Genomic DNA, 16,281 nt, shown 5'->3' on the forward strand with positions numbered 1-16,281 from the left:
GTGGCGAGAAACCGGGTTTTTGTGACAGACTTGGTGACAAGTCCTAGATTTCGGGAAAAACCCGGTTTCTTGGATTTTGGATTGTGGGTGGGTGGCGAGAAACCGGGTTTTTGCGACAGACTTGGTGACAACTCCCAGATTTCGGAAAAAACCCGGTTTCTGTAGTTTTGCGCGAGTATCGTCGGGTGCGTCGCTATCAGATATCTTCAAGTACGATCGAACTTCTGACAGCGACGCACGATACAAAATACTCTTTAACTACGGAAACTTGTGTGCACAAAAAAAATACAATCTATGGCAAAATAAGAATTACTCATTTAATCGATCGCCATTATCCCAATGATTACCGTTACCCAAGCACAAATTGAACAATATCGCTCCCAACTACAAGAATATCCCGATGCTCTGAAAGGCCTTGAGGTGCTCGAAGCGTGTGAAGGCAATTTAGAATATGCCGCCGACGCTATAGGAATTGAGTCAGGAGAATTACCGGACAATTTGAGCGAGGAAGATCCGAATGAACCTAGCTGGTTAGAAAAGTCAACTAAAAAATTGCGTCCTTATATTTGTACCTCAGCCTTTAGAGAATCATTAAAACAGGGTTTTGGTGGTGCAATGACTTTGCTAATGCCTTATGTTGGTGTTCCAGCATTATTAATATTAGTAATTCTTTACATAAACGAAAAGAATCTGGATGAGTTTTGTAAGGAGTCCTAAACGCCGATCGCAATGAAGCCAGACCAATAATGAGGTTCAACAAAGGGAAATGGCTTGCGGTTCTGTGCGCCCTTCAGAGGAGCTTGAACATAGCGCGTGCGTTCCATTAGGGGTAGTCGATCAAAAATTTTGTCAATTTGGGGTTTGAGGTCTTTTAATAAGGCTTCTAGCCCCTCTGAGGTGAGATTCCGCAGCCATTGCTGTGCCTCATTGAGAGCAGTAACCGTTGACATAGTTTCTAGGTTTTCATAGAACCGCATTAGTAATAAAGTGCTGGTGACTTGATCCACCTCCCAAAGGGTGCTGACTATACTAGGGCTACCAGCCAAGAGAAATCCGAAAGGTAAGCCGATATATTCATCGCTGGTTTTGGATTTTGTCAATCCAGTTTCGCAGGCGGAGAGGGTGACAAGACGACATTGATTTAGGTCAAGATTCAAGATTTCCAACAGTGTCAAACGTTCTTTATTTGCGAATACCAGGGATGATTCCAAAGGCGAGTCAGGCTCAAACTTGCCGTGACAACCGAAATGGGCGCAGTTGGCAAAATTGAGTTTCGCGTTTAGAATTGCGTTCTTATTAGCATCATCTTTTGCCAAGAAATCATTAGATTTAAATCGATCGCGGATATTCGCCGCTTGAAGTTCAAGTAAATAGCGATCTTTGGTAGGATTAGCAATCGCAAATAGGTGATAGAAATTGGGGCGTTGTCGCTGTTTCGCTTGTTGCAGCAGTTGGCAACTGGGGGCATAGCTGACTCCACCTGGGAATAAGTCGAGGAAGCACAACTCTGATTTGGATAGGGATACAGTAGTAGCATAATTCTGTTCATCGGTGCATCCACGTTCAAAATCCCTTTCGTGGGAGATTGGCAACGCATGAAGGGGGAAAAGATGCAGGAAGCGATGGGGAATTAAAATCAGTCGATCGCACTGTTTCGGAATATTCTCTAAAATCCGATCTAGCTGCAAAATCTCAGCTAGGTTTTGGAGGCGAGAGGCTAGTTTTTCCTGCCATTGCGGTTTTCTTTCTCGTGGTTTACTCTCTTCGTAGTCTTTCCTATACTCGTTATCCCAATTTATTAATGCTTGAAAGTCTTCTGTTGAAGATTGCCAGATGATGGGTGTTGGGGTTTGCGGGGTGATGATGAAAGTGAAAAATTTGTCACCTGCGATGTACCACTCAAGAATAGCGGTGTTTTCACTTATCAGAGTTTGAATGTCTTTGTAGAGGATGGGCTTAACTTTTTGGGTTAGGCTGAAGTTAGGATCGATCGGTGTAATTTCACGAGCAATCAATTCATCTAGTTGTTGACGCAATTTGGTCAGATGAGTAGCATCGCGGCTAGTTGTTAGGCTGTCGATTTGGAGGCTGCGTTCTCCCAATATTATGCCACGATTACTATTACGGTTTATCTGTTCGATTTCCAGTCGTCGCTGTTCGGCCTCAATTTCTCGATTGAGGCGCGACAATTCGTTGAGAACAGTTTCGGGGATATTACCTTTAGGTTTGATGTCACGGTTGGCAAAGAGTTCTACAAGGTTGCGGGCTTTGCTGCGTTCGACGTATTCTATCGCTTCGGTGTCGCGTTCGAGTTCGATGCAAACTTCCACCATTCCCAGATAGAGTTGATTCCATTCTTCGGCTAATTTCTGCTTTGTTTGATCCCCAAATTGAATCTCACCCCGTAAGAATTCTACTGTTTCAATGGCTGGGGCGTAGGTATCATAAGCGAGTTGCCATTGCTGGTTACTTTGGTAAAGATCACCTAAATTAAACAAAGTTTCTGTATGCTCTTGTGGGAAATCCTCGCGCGTTCTGATAGTTAAAGCATTGCGATAAAGTGCGATCGCTTTTTCCAGATTTTCCGCCGGCAAACCGTTGATTCTGTCACTGTAGGCATTAGCTAAGTTATTTTGAGTCTCTGCCCATTGTTCAGGGAAGTCCTCACGAGTACGGACAGTTAAAGCAGCCTCATAAAACTCGATCGTGCTCTCTAAATTATCCGCTCGCGAACTATTGATTCTGTCACTGTAGGCAGCAGCTAGGTTGTTTTGAGTCGTTGCCCAATCCTCAGGGTAATCCCCAACCTTATAGACTGTTAAAGCAGCCTCATAAAACTCGATCGCCTTTTCCAGATTATCCGCTCGCGTACCATTGATTCTGTCACTGTAGGTAACAGCTAAGTTGTTTTGAGTCATTGCCCAATCCTCGGGAAAATCCTCACGAGTACGGACAGTTAAGGCAGCCTGAAAAAACTCAATCGCCCTCTCCAGATTATCCGCCCGCGAACCGTTGATTCTGTTACTGTAGGCAATAGCTAGGTTGTTTTGAGTCGTTGCCAATTTTTCGCGAAATTTCTCAAGGGTATAGACAGTTAAAGCTGCCTGAAAAAACTCGATAGCCCTCTCCAGATTATCGGCCCGCGAACCGTTGATTCTGTTTCTGTAGGCTTCTCCTAGGTTGTTTTGAGTCATTGCCCAACCTTCGCGGAAATCCTCAAGGGTATAAACTGTTAAAGCTGCCTGAAAAAACTCGATCGCCCTTTCCAGATTATCCGTTCGCGAACCGTTGATTCTGTCACTGTAGGCAATAGCTAGGTTGTTTTGAGTCATTGCCCAATCTTCGCGGAAATTCTCAAGGGTATAAACTGTTAAAGCTGCCTGAAAAAACTCGATCGCCCTCTCCAAATTATCTGCCCGCGAACCGTTGATTCTGTTTATGTAGGCAACGGCTAGATTGTTTTGAGTTCCAGCGTATTTTTCGCTCCCCGGTTCCCGATTGTTTAAAACTATTTGATAACCTGTAATGGCAATTTCAATATTTTTCGCTATATTGCCGTGCGGAAATTGAGAAATATGAAGACTCAAATTTTCAATCATGGCGACAATGTATTCAACTGCTTCGGGATGTTGGGCAATTAAATTCTCGGCCACTTGCTCTAAAGTTTCGGCAAAACGGAGATTGAGGAGATGTTCCTTTTGTGCCAGAATAGGGTAAATTACGGCAACACCACTAGAGCTTTCTGCTGCTTGCAGTAATTCTAGGATAAGCTTTGCATACTCTTGGGGATTTTCAGTTTCAGGATTTTCATCCATAAATTCCGCTAGCTGACGAGCCAGATTTCCCAGGAAATTAGCACCATTTTCGCGTCCTTGTGCTGCCAAGGTTGATGCTACTAACTCGCAAGTTTCTAGAAATTCGCGATCCAATAATTCTAAGTTATCCTGTAATACCTGCGGTTCTTCTCCGTTAGGGCAATTCAACAGGGTGTGAATTAATTGGAGGTAGGCTCGATCGCGGGTTTCGTCCATTGTGGGGAGTTGTCAATAACACCGATGTTTATTTTATCATGATTTTACGATATTTTGTAGGGGCGGGTTCACCAACAATATCTAACAATTATCAACCATCTAAATAAACCCGCCCCCACACCACCGATCGCCTACATCAACCAGAAATTTGCATCGCATCGTAAAAACCGGATGATTGTTGGTTGGGTTGGGGCGGGTTTTTGAGATTGTTTATTTCAGGCGATTATTGTTGGTGAACCCGCCCCTACAGCGAATGATTTTGAAGGAGATTTTTTGACGGCGATCGAAATATTCGATCGCGCGCGGTAGGAATATAAGCGCTGATTTCATACCTCTTAAGGATTAACTGAACCGTATCAATTTCTACCCAATCCCGTACAAGTAATCGAAATTACCGTCTCCCACAGAGTTTCTAAGGGTATTGATGATTTTCTTTGTGTCATCGTAGGGCCCCTCAATATAATAAGGTTTTCCATTGCGACCGAATTTCAAGCTGATTTCGCTGGTTGGTTCTCCTAAATGAGCCTTCGACTCCTCGAAATCGCGATGCGGTTGAAAGCCTAATTTTTTGGCATAGGCGATCGCACCCCAAACCAAAGCTTGTGCTTGCTCTAAGCTAATCTCCTCGTATTGTTGCATAAATGGCGAGTAAGAATGCTCAATGAGATTTTTATATTGGCTATCGTTGCAGTTGCGCGGCGGCATGGCATCCTTCACTCCCAAACACCAGTAGTCGATCAAATAAGAAGTTACAACAAAACGATTGTATCCCTTGGAACGAGTAACCATCACTAAACCCAAACCGCCCGCTTCAGTGGTTTCATTTCGCAACAAGGCATCTGCAAAATTTACATTGACGAGACATTGAACAACAGGCAATAACTCTCCTTTTTCGGCGCTAGCGAGGGCTGTTTGTTCTGCATGAGATATCAGGAAGGTACTGACTTCGGACACTTTCAATCCTAATTTTCGGGCAATTTGTTTGGGCGTTAATTGCCGATCGCGCAAATTGAGAATTTCTTGTTCTTGTTCGGTTTGCATCGTTTGTCTACTCCCGTCATAGCTGGGTTTGATCTGAGCGGATCATTGTAGCGCGTTTTTGCGACAAACTTCTTAAAATTGCAAATATCCCGGAAAAAACCCGGTTTCTTTGGTGGTATTGTACGATATTTTGTAGGGGCGGGTTCGCCAACAATATATAACAATTACCAACCATCTAAATAAACCCGCCCTGCCACCATCGATCGCCCACGTCAACCTGAAATTTGCATCCCATCACCAAAATGTACATGATGATTGTTGGTTGGGTGGGGGCGGGTTTTTTCAGATTGTTTGTTTGGGGCGATTACGATCGGTGAACCCGCCCCTACAGTATGAAATAACCTAGTTTTGTGCTAATTCTGGCGGCCGCCCCATCAAGCCGGTCATCAAGCGCAATGCTAAAAACCTCACCGGGGGAATTGTCCGCAAACACCACAATCCGAAGCGGCGAAATGCTACAATCGGCAGCCATGTATTGGAAAACAATCTATCGAGAAAATCGGTAAATCCTAACACGATTAAATTTTCTTTTTTGCGCCAGTTGTGATACCGTTTCAACACTCGCAAGTCGCCGATGTCTTCGCCTTTTTGGTGGGCTTGCTGCAAGATTTGGGCGATCGCCCCTGCGTCTCGAATGCCCATGTTCAATCCCTGTCCGCCTACGGGATGGCAGCAGTGGGCGGCGTCACCAATGAGTGCTAATCTGGGTAACACGTAGCGATCGCTCTGCATTAACTGCACTGGAAACAAAAAGCGATCGCTCTCCAATTCCAAACGCCCTAACAGCCCGCCGGTGCGCTGTTCCAACAAAGCTAAAAACTCTGTTTCTTCCATTGACTGCAAAGCTTTTGCTTCCGCGTGGGGCGCTGTCCAAACTACTTGACAGCGGTTTCCCGGTAATGGTAATACTCCCATCGGGCCGCTCGGCCAAAAGCGCTCAAAGGCGATATCATTGTGCGGTTTTTCCGCTTTAATGGTGATCGCAACGCAGGATTGCCAGTATTTCCAGCCGCGAGTGGTGATGTTGGCTGCTGTGCGGATTTGCGATCGCGAACCGTCAGCCGCAACTAATAATCTAGTCCGAATTGTGCGAGTTTCACCGTTTTGTTTGACTGCTATTTCGGCGCAATCGGTTAAATATTTTACTTCGATTACTTCGGCGGGACAAACCCAACTAAAATTCGGATTTCTTGCCAAGGATTCCTGCAAAGCTGACAGCATGACTCGGTGTTCGCCGACATAACCTAAAGCGGCTTTTGGTACGGGTAATTTGCCTGTATTTCCCAAGTCTGGGCGGTGGAATTCGACGACTCCGGGATTGTCGCCGTCGCAGAGGCTAATTTGCTCGAAGGTGGTAATTTGCGGTAAGATTTGTTGCCAAACTCCGATTCCTTCTAAGATCATTCCTGACAGCAGGGTGACTGCGTAGGCTTGTTTTTTGGCAGCGGCGGCTGCGGGGAGTTGGGTTTCAATTATGGCGATTTTTAAGCCAGAATCTTTGAGGGCGCACGCTAAGGTGGCGCCGACTATGCCGCCTCCGACAATGGCTATGTCAAAGTCTAATTCCGGTGTTTGCGCGGAGGCTGTTGTTGCAGAAAGTTGGTTTACGGCCATTTTCAAGGGATTTTTTTAAGTGAATAATTATATTTACTCTTGTATTGTAAAGAATTATTTCGATTTTGGGCGATCGACCCTGACGGGGAGATGAATGTTTTGCGCGGTGCGTCGTTTAGTAGTGCGGAGGTTTTTTTGTGGCGAGGTATGTTGCTGGGCTTTAGCCCCAAAAGCGCCCAAGCGCAACTACGTACCAAGAAAGGTATGTTGTTGGGATGGGAGCCCCAATAGCCCTGAAGCACAACTACGTGCCTATGGTATCTCTGGTATGTTGTTGGGCTTTAGCCCTCGGAGCGCTGAAGCGCAACTACGTACCTAAGAGCGCTGAAGCGCAACTACGTACCTCTGTGATACTCAGAAATTAATGACTGATGACTAATGACTGATGACTGCTCACCATTTCCTTTTCTTTGATGTTTTCCGTTGCTTGGGCTGATAGATTCTGGGAAATGGGAATCTCTATGATAAACTCTGCACCTTTGCCGGGTGCAGAAACACACTTCAATTTTCCTCGGTGTTTTTCAACTATAATTTGATAGCTGATTGATAGTCCTAAGCCAGTGCCTTTGCCTACGGGTTTGGTAGTAAAAAATGGATCGAACAATTTGCTCATAACTTCAGGATTGATTCCCATCCCGTTGTCGGCAATCCGAATGGTTACTGTGTCTGTATTCGCACTGGTGTTAATCTGAATGGTGTTGGGGCTAGCATATATTTCTGTTGGAGAACGCTTGCTATTGTATTCTTCGAGGGCATCGATCGCATTTGCTAACAGATTCATAAATACTTGATTGAGCTGACCTGCATAGCACTCGACTTTGGAGAAGTTACCGTAGTTTTTGACGATCTCGATCGCCGGACGAACTGAATTAGCTTTGAGCTTGTGCTGCAAAATTACTAAAGTGCTTTCGATTCCTTCGTGAATGTCTACTCGCTTCATCTGCGATTCGTCGAGTCGGGAAAAGTTACGCAAGGATACAACTAAGTCGCGGATGCGATCGGCTCCTACTTTCATTGATTCCAAAATCTTCGGAAAGTCTTCCATTAAGTAGTCAATTTCTATCTCTTCGGCTGCTATAGCAATTTCCGTGACGGGATTTGGATATTTTTCCTGGTAAAGGTGGAGCAATTCGAGCAAGTCTTTGGCGTATTGGCTGGCGTGGGTTATGTTGCCGTAGATGAAGTTAATCGGGTTGTTGATTTCGTGGGCGACTCCGGCAACTAGCTGCCCTAGTGATGAGATTTTTTCGGTTTGGATTAGTTGGGCTTGGGTTTCGTGCAAGTCGCGGAAAGCTTTTTCGAGCTGGGCTGCTTGCGATCGATACTGTGCTGCTGATTGCTTGAGTGCTTCCAATACTTGGACGCGATCGCTAATATCGGTGTGCGTGCCCACCCATTCGCGAATGCTGCCGTCTGTTGCTAAAACTGGGACTGCGCGCACCCAAAAGTACCTGTAGCTGCCGTCTGACGCCCGCAAGCGGTGTTCGACTTCATAAAGGTTTTTGGTTTCGACTGCGCGCATCCAAGCTTGCAGCGTGAGATCGCGATCGTCTGGGTGAATTGCCGAAAACCAGTTGTTTGTGGCTTCCTCCAAGCTTTGGCCTGTATATGCCATCCAGTCTGTGGGCGCGATCGGCTTTCCTTGTGCGTCTGTGATCCATACGAGTTGCGCGGTAGCAGCGATCAGCGATCGGTATCTTTGCTCGCTCAAACGCAGGGCTGTTTCGGCTTGGAAGCGATCGCTGATGTCGCGGGCGATGGTAGAAATATATGCGAGTTGGCCGTCTGGTGCTGAGTGGGAGATGATGACTTGGCTGACGGGAATTTCGACTCCCGAGGCTGACACGAAGGCTGTTTCTCCACTCCAAACACCGCCTGAGATTGCGGTGGCGATCGCTTCCTGGAAGGTGTTGCGGGCTGAGGCTGCGGCGAATTCTCCAACTTGTTTGTTCGATATATCTTCGTTTTCGTCGATACCCACCATTTTTCTGCCTGCTTTGTTCATGTAAACAGCGTGCCCGTCGAGATCGCAGATACCTACAAAATCCGGCGTTGCTTCGAGAATTGCTGCCAGACTTCTGTTGGCGACTTCTGCTTGTTTGCGATCGGTAATATCCCGCGCGATGCTAACTATACCGCTAATTTCTCCTTGCCCGTCTCGATAAGCGTTTTTTGTCGAAAGAAATGTCCGCAATTTTCCTTGAACTGGCAATTCTTCTTCTATTACTTGGGTTTTTCCCGCTGTCACGATCTGGCGATCGGTTTTGGTAATATTGGCCGCAATTTCCGCCGGAAATAACTCGCTGTCATCTCGGCCGATAATGTCGTCAAAAGACTTGCCAATGATGCTAGCTCCCGCAGCGTTGAGCATCATGTAGCAGCCCTGAATATCTTTGACAAATAGGGCGGTCGGCGTACTGTTAATGACTGTGAGCAACAGGTTGTAGTTTTTTTGGAGCGCCTGCTCTGTTGTGTGAGAATCGAGAATTTGCTGCTGCAATTGCTCGTTAGCAAGTTGCAGTTCAAGAGTCCGTTTCTCAACTTGACTTTCTAAGTCTGATTTAGCTTTGATCAGCCCCAGTTGGGTTCGATAGCGCCTCCTGTCTGCGATGCAAATAGTTTTGGCATTCTGCCAAATCAGAACAGTAAAAACGATCGCGTTCAATACGCTTAACAGCGATATTCCTAACTCCGGGGAGTAGGCTTGCAACCGCTCCCCCGAGATGATGAAGTAACCTGCCAAAGGCGGAATAACCATCGCCTGTGGTAACAACCGCCTTGCCATGACACCGCCCGCGCGATCGCTCGCAATTACTGCTATCAATCCTCGCTCTGGACTGGCAAATAAAATGCCGAGGCTCAGCAAAATAAATGCTACGGAGGTGTGCAAAGCCATTCCTGTATAGCCAATTGTGTAAAAGAAAGGTTTGCCGTAGATGTAGCCGATCAAGCCCAGATATGCAATTAAAAATGCACAACAGCTTAAGATTTGAGCCGGCAGGTATTTGGGGCGGCGTAGAGACAGCAGCAGCAAGGCAGTTCCCTGCAATAAAAAAGCAGTGGCAGTATTCGGCGCCATCCGTCCCGGTGCTGAGATACTTGTGAGGTTAGAATTGTCTTTAAATAGCAGTTGATCGATGCCTAAGTCTAAATTAGAGCTATATTGAATTAGGGTGAATAGACTGATGAATATAATTAAAAGTGAACTGGAAACAATTAAAGCTTTATCTATTTTCTGAGGTTTAATTGTTGTTGATTTGGCGCGCCTGCGCTGTTGCAGAAATAGAGACAATCCGCTCAAAATAAAGCAGAACGCTGTGTTCGCTTTCATGCTCGGGAGTTCTGGAAAAATGCTCTTTAAGAGTTGCAGGTCAAAGATCCAACCCAACATGACTGTACAGCCGATCGCGATTACTGCAATACCAGCTTTTTTGGAAAAAGACTGGAGTGCTGCAATTGGGGTTGAGGGCGGCTGCACTTTTTGCGATCGTTCAAAAAATTCCAATTTCTCGCTCCCTCAAATTATGTGAGTTTCTAGGTGTAGAAGGTAACAATAAACACTCTACTTATATTGTTGCCAGATATACCAAGCTGCTTAAGATATTGTTATAACGGTGTAGATAGCACATAATACTAACGATCTTATCTAACTTGAGATAGATTGTCAACTAAAAGTAACAGGCTTTGATGTATAAGGCATTCGTCAGAATTCAATGATTTTTCTTGATTGTTAGTTAAAATAAAAAATTCTTTTTTCTTTCGGATTTGTCCTTATTGTTTGTTACTTATTCCTTGTTCCAGCGAGGTGGTAAAAAGTGCGATCGCCCGATTCATCTTCCGGGCAGAGTGTTTTGACTCACTCATTCGAGGGGTAATGGTAAAGGATTGTGCGATCGACTCCGCAGGGCGCTAACAACAAAAATAGCAGTCGGATTGTCAACCGGCTGCTGTGGCTGTGGTTCGTGCTATCCTATCCGTTGGCTCCGCTAACCTCACAAAAGATAAAACTGTGCGCTTGAAACCAATCCTAGACAAACTTTCGTCCGCTTTCGCGGACTCAAGAGCAGGGTGGTTTTATTGTTGTCATATAAATTAGGTACGTAGTTGCGCTTCAGCGCTCTTTCTAAGATTAGGACAGAGCGCTGAAGCGCAACTACGTACCTTGGCAAAAGTGCTATCCGACCTTTGAGCGATGCTTTCGATAGTTTCAGATTTCTTTTTCCGACAATAAAACTGCCCTGGGTTTCGCGGACTCAAAAAGGGGATATTCAAGCCAGATTTGGTATCAAATCTGACAACCAGGAGGGCGGGCGCGGGGGCACCGCCCCTACCAACTGACTAATGACTAATGACGACAGACTCCCAAGTTTTGAACTGCTTCCAAAGCTTCAGTTGCTGACTGGTAACGCTGGGGGAAAGAGTACAGCACCATCTGGTCTAAAATGCTAGCAAACTCCGGCGTCACAGTTGCATTTTTCTGCCAAATAAGATTGCCTAAATTATCGACTTTGAGGTGTTTCGGGCGCATCCCTGTCAAGGCTTGAATCCCGATGATCCCGACAGAATAGATGTCGCTGCAAAACTTCGGCGCACCGATGGCTTGTTCGGGTGGTATGTACTCTTGCTGAGTGCCACCGCCACGCGATTTGGTTTGACCGTTGCTATTTTGCGAGGTATTGATTTCTTTGACTGCCCCAAAGTCAATTAATACAATTTTGCTATCTGGTGAGCGCTTGATTAAGTTTTGAGGGTGCAAGTCGCGGTGAATTACATTTTCTTTGTGAACGAAGACTAGCACTTCTAAGATATCTTTCAACAAAGCAATAACTTCATCTTCTTTCCAGGGGTGGCCTTCGATGAGTTCTTGATAGAGTGGTTGTCCTTCGATGAATTGATAGACTAAATAAAAATATCCATCTTCTTCAAATCGAGCTAATAATTCTGGTATGCGATCGTGTTGGCCTAAGCGATATAGCACTCGCGTTTCTAAATCGAATAGCTTGCTGGTTTTCTCTGACTGGCTTTTCAGGCGCTTGACGAGACACAAAGGTCGATCGGGCAAATTTTCATCTTCAGCGAGATATGTATCGCTGTACTCGGTGCTGACTAAGTGTTCTCGGATTCGGTAACGCATCCGCAGCAGCCTTTGCAAGATCGGATCGACAGATTTAACAGGTTTTGTGCCTTTTTCTAGAGATCTCATGATACAGTCCCAAAGATTTGCTCCGACTACTCTTTCTTCTGGTCGAATAATTTCTGCTTGCTTCAATACCTTGGTGAGATCTTTCCACAATTTGTAGCCGACATATCGCCCCAGGTATCCCACTGTGTACCCGCGGGCGATCGGATCGTTTTGCTGAATTTCTTGGTACGTCAAACCAGTTAAAACGCCTTTAATTATCGACTGCTGCAACCGACTCAGGTTTTTTTCTGTTTGTTGGTATACCAGGTTGTCCAAAAAAAATATTGCTTCTTCTACCGTCATAGGCTTCATATTTTAAGTGATTTGTACGGGAGTCACGCATTTTTCTATGCCTGAGTTTCTGTTATACATGATTTGACTTAACTTTGATAGCTTTGGCTACTGATTGAAATATATTTTTATAAATATGACTTTTATGATTTTAAGTTATGATTTTTATGAATTGACATTATTCTCAGTTCCGATTATTGTATCAAGTACAAGTTTTAACTACGGAATATATTCCCAAATTAGCACGTTGCAAATTTGGCTGTACCCAATTAAAAAAAATCCTTAGTTAGCTTTTTACGCAGAGCGAAGCCGAAGGGCTGTCTTTCTTCTATAACTACAGCAAAGTGCGATCGACTCGGTACCGATCGTAGCGTTACTTTAATCGGCGCCAGCGGTAACGATTTTATCAGCGGCAGATAATCAAGTTTTGGCAACGGTGACTGGGTTCAATAGTTTGGTTACTGCATGGGATTTTGTGTTGCTGTAGATTCATTTTTTAGATTCCCTACTTTTTTAAGAAGTGGGGAATCTCGCAACTACGATTTTTTCTGGATGATTTTACCGCAGAGGCCGCAGAGAGCGCAGAGAAGAAGAGAGAGATAATATTAAAAAGGCAGAAGGAAGTTCGGCAACGGATTGTGTAACGGATGTAACGGATGGAATTCCGATGGAAGAATGAATAAGGAAGAGGGAAGAAGGGAAGAATTGGACAATTGAAGAGAGGGAGAAACGGCTATTAATTCCCAATGCCCAATGCCCAATTCCTCCGCTACGCTCCGCCCAATGCCCAATGCCCAATTCCTAATTACTTAATCTTGTTCACGTAGCCCCACAAACTGTAATCGCGACTCAGCCAACCCCGGAAAAAAGCCATTTGACTCGGATCTTCTTGCACTCGTTTGTAGCGGTAAATAATCCGTTCGTTAATCATTTGCAGCGCCGTATTTTTGTTATTAGCAGATTTTAGCGCATCCCTCGTGCGCGCATCAAAAACACCAGTTTGTGGCAATCCTAAAGCTTGCTGCAAAAATGTAATAGAATTATTAATACCAAAATTAACAGCAGTGTCAAACATGACGATCGCCAAAGCAGGCTGCATCGTACCCGACAGGCTCGAATCCCAGTAATATTTATAAATTTCCATGAGCTCTGCTTCCGACATCTGCGTCACGTCGAGGGGTGGCAGCCCGCGACTGTAGCGGTAGGAGTTGTATTCCGTTTGCAGGATGCCCCGATAGGTTCTGCCGCCCTTATCTGCGGGGTGATTGCTGAATCCGCCCTCAAAATATAGGGTGAAATAAAGGGCTGTTTGAAATAGTCGCTGCCGAAAGTCGGCTGTCTGCTTTTGCGCGAGAGTATTTTGGGCAAAGGGTAAGGGGATTGCTAAGGCTAACAAGAGTATCCCCAGCAGGAGGTTTGGTTTCCACTTGATGTGATGTTGGCGCTGTGTCGCTTGCTTCTGGCTCATAAATTATCTGTGACGATCGCCCGTAGTTCCGCTAAAACTGCTACTCTGCAAAATGATTTAGATTCAACCTCTAACTTGATAGCACAGATAGGGCGCCAAATGAATTCCGATTTTCACAACCAATCCGAAACACCCCAATTAGAAGATGCTGCATCGCTGACTGTCGTTGCAGAAACTTATTACTCTGAAGGCAATTTAGCAGCCGCCGTCGCTGCTTGTCGCCGAGCTCTGGAATTGCAACCGAATTGGGCGGCGGCTTACGTGACAATGGGCAATGTGCAGCAAGCAAGCGGCCAGATTCAGGAAGCAATGCGGTTTTATTCGGAGGCGATCGCCCTGAATCCCGATTTTGCTGAGGCTTATGCTAATTTGGGGAGTATGCTCTACAAACAAGGGCATTTCGTGGAGGCGATCGTTAATTACCAAAAGGCGATCGAACTTAAACCAACTTTGGCTGCTGCTTACTGGAATTTGGCAGGCGCACTGAAGCAGCAAGGGCAGTCGGATGCAGCCGTAGCCTACGAGCAAAAAGCCCTAGAACTCAATCCCCATCTCGCTCAGGTAGATTTTCACATAAATTTAGGCGATAAATTAGCGCGACAAGGGAAGTTAGACGAGGCTGTGGCTGCATGGCAACAGGCGATCGCATTTAAACCCGATTTACCCGAAGCCTACTGTCAAATTGGCATAATTTTGCGCCACCAGGGCAAAGCAAAAGAAGCCATACCCAACCTGCAAAAAGCGCTAGAAATCAAACCAGATTTTATTGCCGCCCACCAACATTTGTGTGGCATCCTCCGAGATACTAGCGATTTAGCGGCCGCGCGGCAAGCCGTACACAAATACAGCCAAATGTGCGCCGAAACCGATCCAATTATGACGGCGATTTACTACGTCAGCACCTATCAAGTCTCGGGATTGAATCAAATTGCGGGCGATCGATTTTTAGAGTTAGAGTCGTACTTGCAACAGAACTTAGAAACGGCTAGCTCGGTAGAAATTAAATCGCTTTATGCAAACTTCTTATTCAGCACGCCCTACGTGCGAGATGACTTAGCAGCCAACTCTAAACTTTACAGATTAATTGCCCAAAAGTATATCGAAAAATGTATCAAACCCAATTTTTCTCAACCCGCAAATTACAGTTTAAAACCACAATCCCCAGCCAGCAAATTAAAAATTGGGTTTTTGTCCAATCACTTCAGCCGTCATTCTGTAGGTTGGTGCAGCGCTGACATCATTCGTGAATTGTCCGAGTTCACACCCAATTTATATCTGTACGCTTCCGAAAGAATTACTCCTGACGATCGCACTCAGCAATTTGATAGTTTGGGCAAACTCACTTTCCCCAAAACTTACCCCAACGGACTTGCCAATTCCGCAGAAATTATCAACCAAATTCAGCAAGATGAATTGGATATTTTAGTCGATTTAGATTCTCTCAGCGTCCCAATTCACGCTGAAATTATTCACCAAAAACCCGCACCAGTTTGTGTCTCTTGGCTCGGATTTGACGCCCCATACATATCCTCGGAAAATTACTTTCTTACCGACTGGCATTCGCACCCAGCAGGTACGGAAAAATATTATGACGAGCAGCTAATTAGAATGCCGGATTCCTTTGTCGCAGTGTCAGGTTTTCAGAGGTATGGAGTCGATCCGGTGGCGTTAAGAAAGTCGAATCGCATCGGTTTCGATCAAATAGTTTACCTGTGCGTCGCTCCCGGCAGAAAATTTAATTCCGATTTAGTAAAAGCACAAGTTGCGATTCTCAAACAAGTGCCGAACAGTATTTTGATTCATAAGGCTTTAGGCGATGCTGCTGTATTTGAAGGTGCGTACCATCAAGCTTGCGAAGCTGAGGGAGTTAGCCGGCACAGAATTAAGTTTTTGCCCAGGTTTGCTACGGAGGAAGAACACAGAATTGTCTATTTGCTGGCTGATGTTTTGTTAGATTCTTATCCTTATAATGGAGGTACTCACACTTTAGAGGCTTTGTGGTTTAATTTGCCTGTGGTGACTCGCACTGGAGAACAGTTTTTGTCGAGAATGGGTTATTCGTTTTTGCAGGCTTTGGGAATTGAAACTGGTGTAGCTTGGTCTTGGGCTGAATATGTGGATCTGGGTGTAAAATTGGGTAAAAATGGTCAATTAAGAAAGGCAGTTCAAGCACAGTTGATGAAATCTAAAGACCCCGCCAATTTGTCGCCGTTGTGGAATCCGAAAAAGTTTGCTCGTGATATGTATGCGGTGTTTGAAAAGCTATGTAAAATCTGAATGAATAGTATAATTTTCACTGGAATGACCGCGATTAAATAGGTTTGTAGTGAGGACTTCAGTCCGCATCAATCAGAGGACTGAAGTCCTCACTACAAACAAAGCGAGAAAGGTTATTTGCTCGAAGGCTATTTAATTACTGACTACTGATGGAATGACCGCGATTAAATAGGTTTGTAGTGAGGACTTCAGTCCGCATCAATCAGAGGACTAAAGTCCTCACTACAAACAAAGCGAGAAAGGTTATTTACTCGAAGGCTATTTAATTACTGACTACTGATGGAATGACCGCGATTAAATAGGTTTGTAGTGAGGACTTCAGTCCGCATCAATCAGAGGACTAAAGTCCTCACTACAAACAAAGCGAGAAAGGTTAT

At 45.1% G+C, this 16,281-nt stretch carries 10 protein-coding genes; 3 read left to right on the plus strand and 7 right to left on the minus strand.

The features are described from left to right. Nucleotides 1-339 precede the first annotated feature (339 nt). Entirely contained in the window at nucleotides 340-717 is a 378-nt protein-coding gene (locus QZ918_RS07510; protein WP_293332984.1) for a hypothetical protein, read from the plus strand. Here QZ918_RS07510 and QZ918_RS07515 read toward each other — a convergent pair. The 3 genes from QZ918_RS07515 to QZ918_RS07525 all read right to left on the minus strand — a co-directional run bounded on the left by QZ918_RS07515 (nucleotide 714) and on the right by QZ918_RS07525 (nucleotide 6,686). Then, nucleotides 714-4,031: a CHAT domain-containing protein gene (locus tag QZ918_RS07515; RefSeq protein WP_293332987.1), complete on the minus strand. Its 3,318-nt coding sequence runs from the start codon at nucleotides 4,029-4,031 to the stop codon at nucleotides 714-716. The two genes, QZ918_RS07510 and QZ918_RS07515, sit on opposite strands and share 4 nt — an antisense overlap. Before the next feature lie 363 nt (nucleotides 4,032-4,394). Further along, entirely contained in the window at nucleotides 4,395-5,072 is a 678-nt protein-coding gene (locus QZ918_RS07520; protein WP_293332990.1) for a helix-turn-helix domain-containing protein, read from the minus strand. Between the two features lie 342 nt (nucleotides 5,073-5,414). Then, nucleotides 5,415-6,686 carry an FAD-dependent hydroxylase gene (locus QZ918_RS07525; protein ID WP_293332993.1) on the minus strand — a complete coding sequence of 424 codons (1,272 nt, stop codon included), beginning with the start codon at nucleotides 6,684-6,686 and terminating at the stop codon, nucleotides 5,415-5,417. Nucleotides 6,687-6,725: 39 nt separating this feature from the next. Between QZ918_RS07525 and QZ918_RS07530 the strand changes: the two genes are divergently transcribed. After that, nucleotides 6,726-6,917, plus strand: a complete 192-nt coding sequence (locus QZ918_RS07530; protein ID WP_293332996.1) for a hypothetical protein — start codon at nucleotides 6,726-6,728, stop codon at nucleotides 6,915-6,917. 130 nt (nucleotides 6,918-7,047) lie between these two features. Here the strand turns inward: QZ918_RS07530 and QZ918_RS07535 are convergent, their stop codons facing one another. The 4 genes from QZ918_RS07535 to QZ918_RS07550 form a co-directional block, all read right to left on the minus strand. Then, nucleotides 7,048-10,191, minus strand: coding sequence for a PAS domain S-box protein (locus tag QZ918_RS07535; RefSeq protein ID WP_293332999.1), 3,144 nt, complete (start codon nucleotides 10,189-10,191; stop codon nucleotides 7,048-7,050). 840 nt (nucleotides 10,192-11,031) lie between these two features. Beyond that, complete coding sequence (locus QZ918_RS07540) at nucleotides 11,032-12,171, minus strand: serine/threonine-protein kinase (RefSeq protein ID WP_293333002.1); 1,140 nt, start codon at nucleotides 12,169-12,171, stop codon at nucleotides 11,032-11,034. 257 nt (nucleotides 12,172-12,428) lie between these two features. Then, on the minus strand, nucleotides 12,429-12,593 hold the full coding sequence (locus QZ918_RS07545; protein WP_293333005.1) for a hypothetical protein: 165 nt from the start codon (nucleotides 12,591-12,593) through the stop codon (nucleotides 12,429-12,431). A gap of 371 nt (nucleotides 12,594-12,964) precedes the next feature. After that, nucleotides 12,965-13,627, minus strand: a complete 663-nt coding sequence (locus QZ918_RS07550) for a glycoside hydrolase family 108 protein (RefSeq protein ID WP_293333008.1) — start codon at nucleotides 13,625-13,627, stop codon at nucleotides 12,965-12,967. A 99-nt stretch (nucleotides 13,628-13,726) separates the two neighbouring features. Here QZ918_RS07550 and QZ918_RS07555 point away from each other — a divergent pair, with 99 nt between their 5' ends. Then, on the plus strand, nucleotides 13,727-15,904 hold the full coding sequence (locus tag QZ918_RS07555; protein WP_293333012.1) for an O-linked N-acetylglucosamine transferase, SPINDLY family protein: 2,178 nt from the start codon (nucleotides 13,727-13,729) through the stop codon (nucleotides 15,902-15,904). Nucleotides 15,905-16,281: the final 377 nt, after the last annotated feature.

Origin of the sequence: Microcoleus sp. CAWBG58 (assembly GCF_020883045.1) — a bacterium.
GTDB lineage: Bacteria > Cyanobacteriota > Cyanobacteriia > Cyanobacteriales > Microcoleaceae > Microcoleus.

Coding starts and splice junctions, on each gene's coding strand:
- QZ918_RS07550 (WP_293333008.1), bottom strand. CDS start 13,627: ATGAGCCAGAAGCAAGCGACACAGCGCCAACATCACATCAAGTGGAAA.
- QZ918_RS07540 (WP_293333002.1), bottom strand. CDS start 12,171: ATGACGGTAGAAGAAGCAATATTTTTTTTGGACAACCTGGTATACCAA.
- QZ918_RS07520 (WP_293332990.1), bottom strand. CDS start 5,072: ATGCAAACCGAACAAGAACAAGAAATTCTCAATTTGCGCGATCGGCAA.
- QZ918_RS07525 (WP_293332993.1), bottom strand. CDS start 6,686: ATGGCCGTAAACCAACTTTCTGCAACAACAGCCTCCGCGCAAACACCG.
- QZ918_RS07515 (WP_293332987.1), bottom strand. CDS start 4,031: ATGGACGAAACCCGCGATCGAGCCTACCTCCAATTAATTCACACCCTG.
- QZ918_RS07555 (WP_293333012.1), top strand. CDS start 13,727: ATGAATTCCGATTTTCACAACCAATCCGAAACACCCCAATTAGAAGAT.
- QZ918_RS07510 (WP_293332984.1), top strand. CDS start 340: ATGATTACCGTTACCCAAGCACAAATTGAACAATATCGCTCCCAACTA.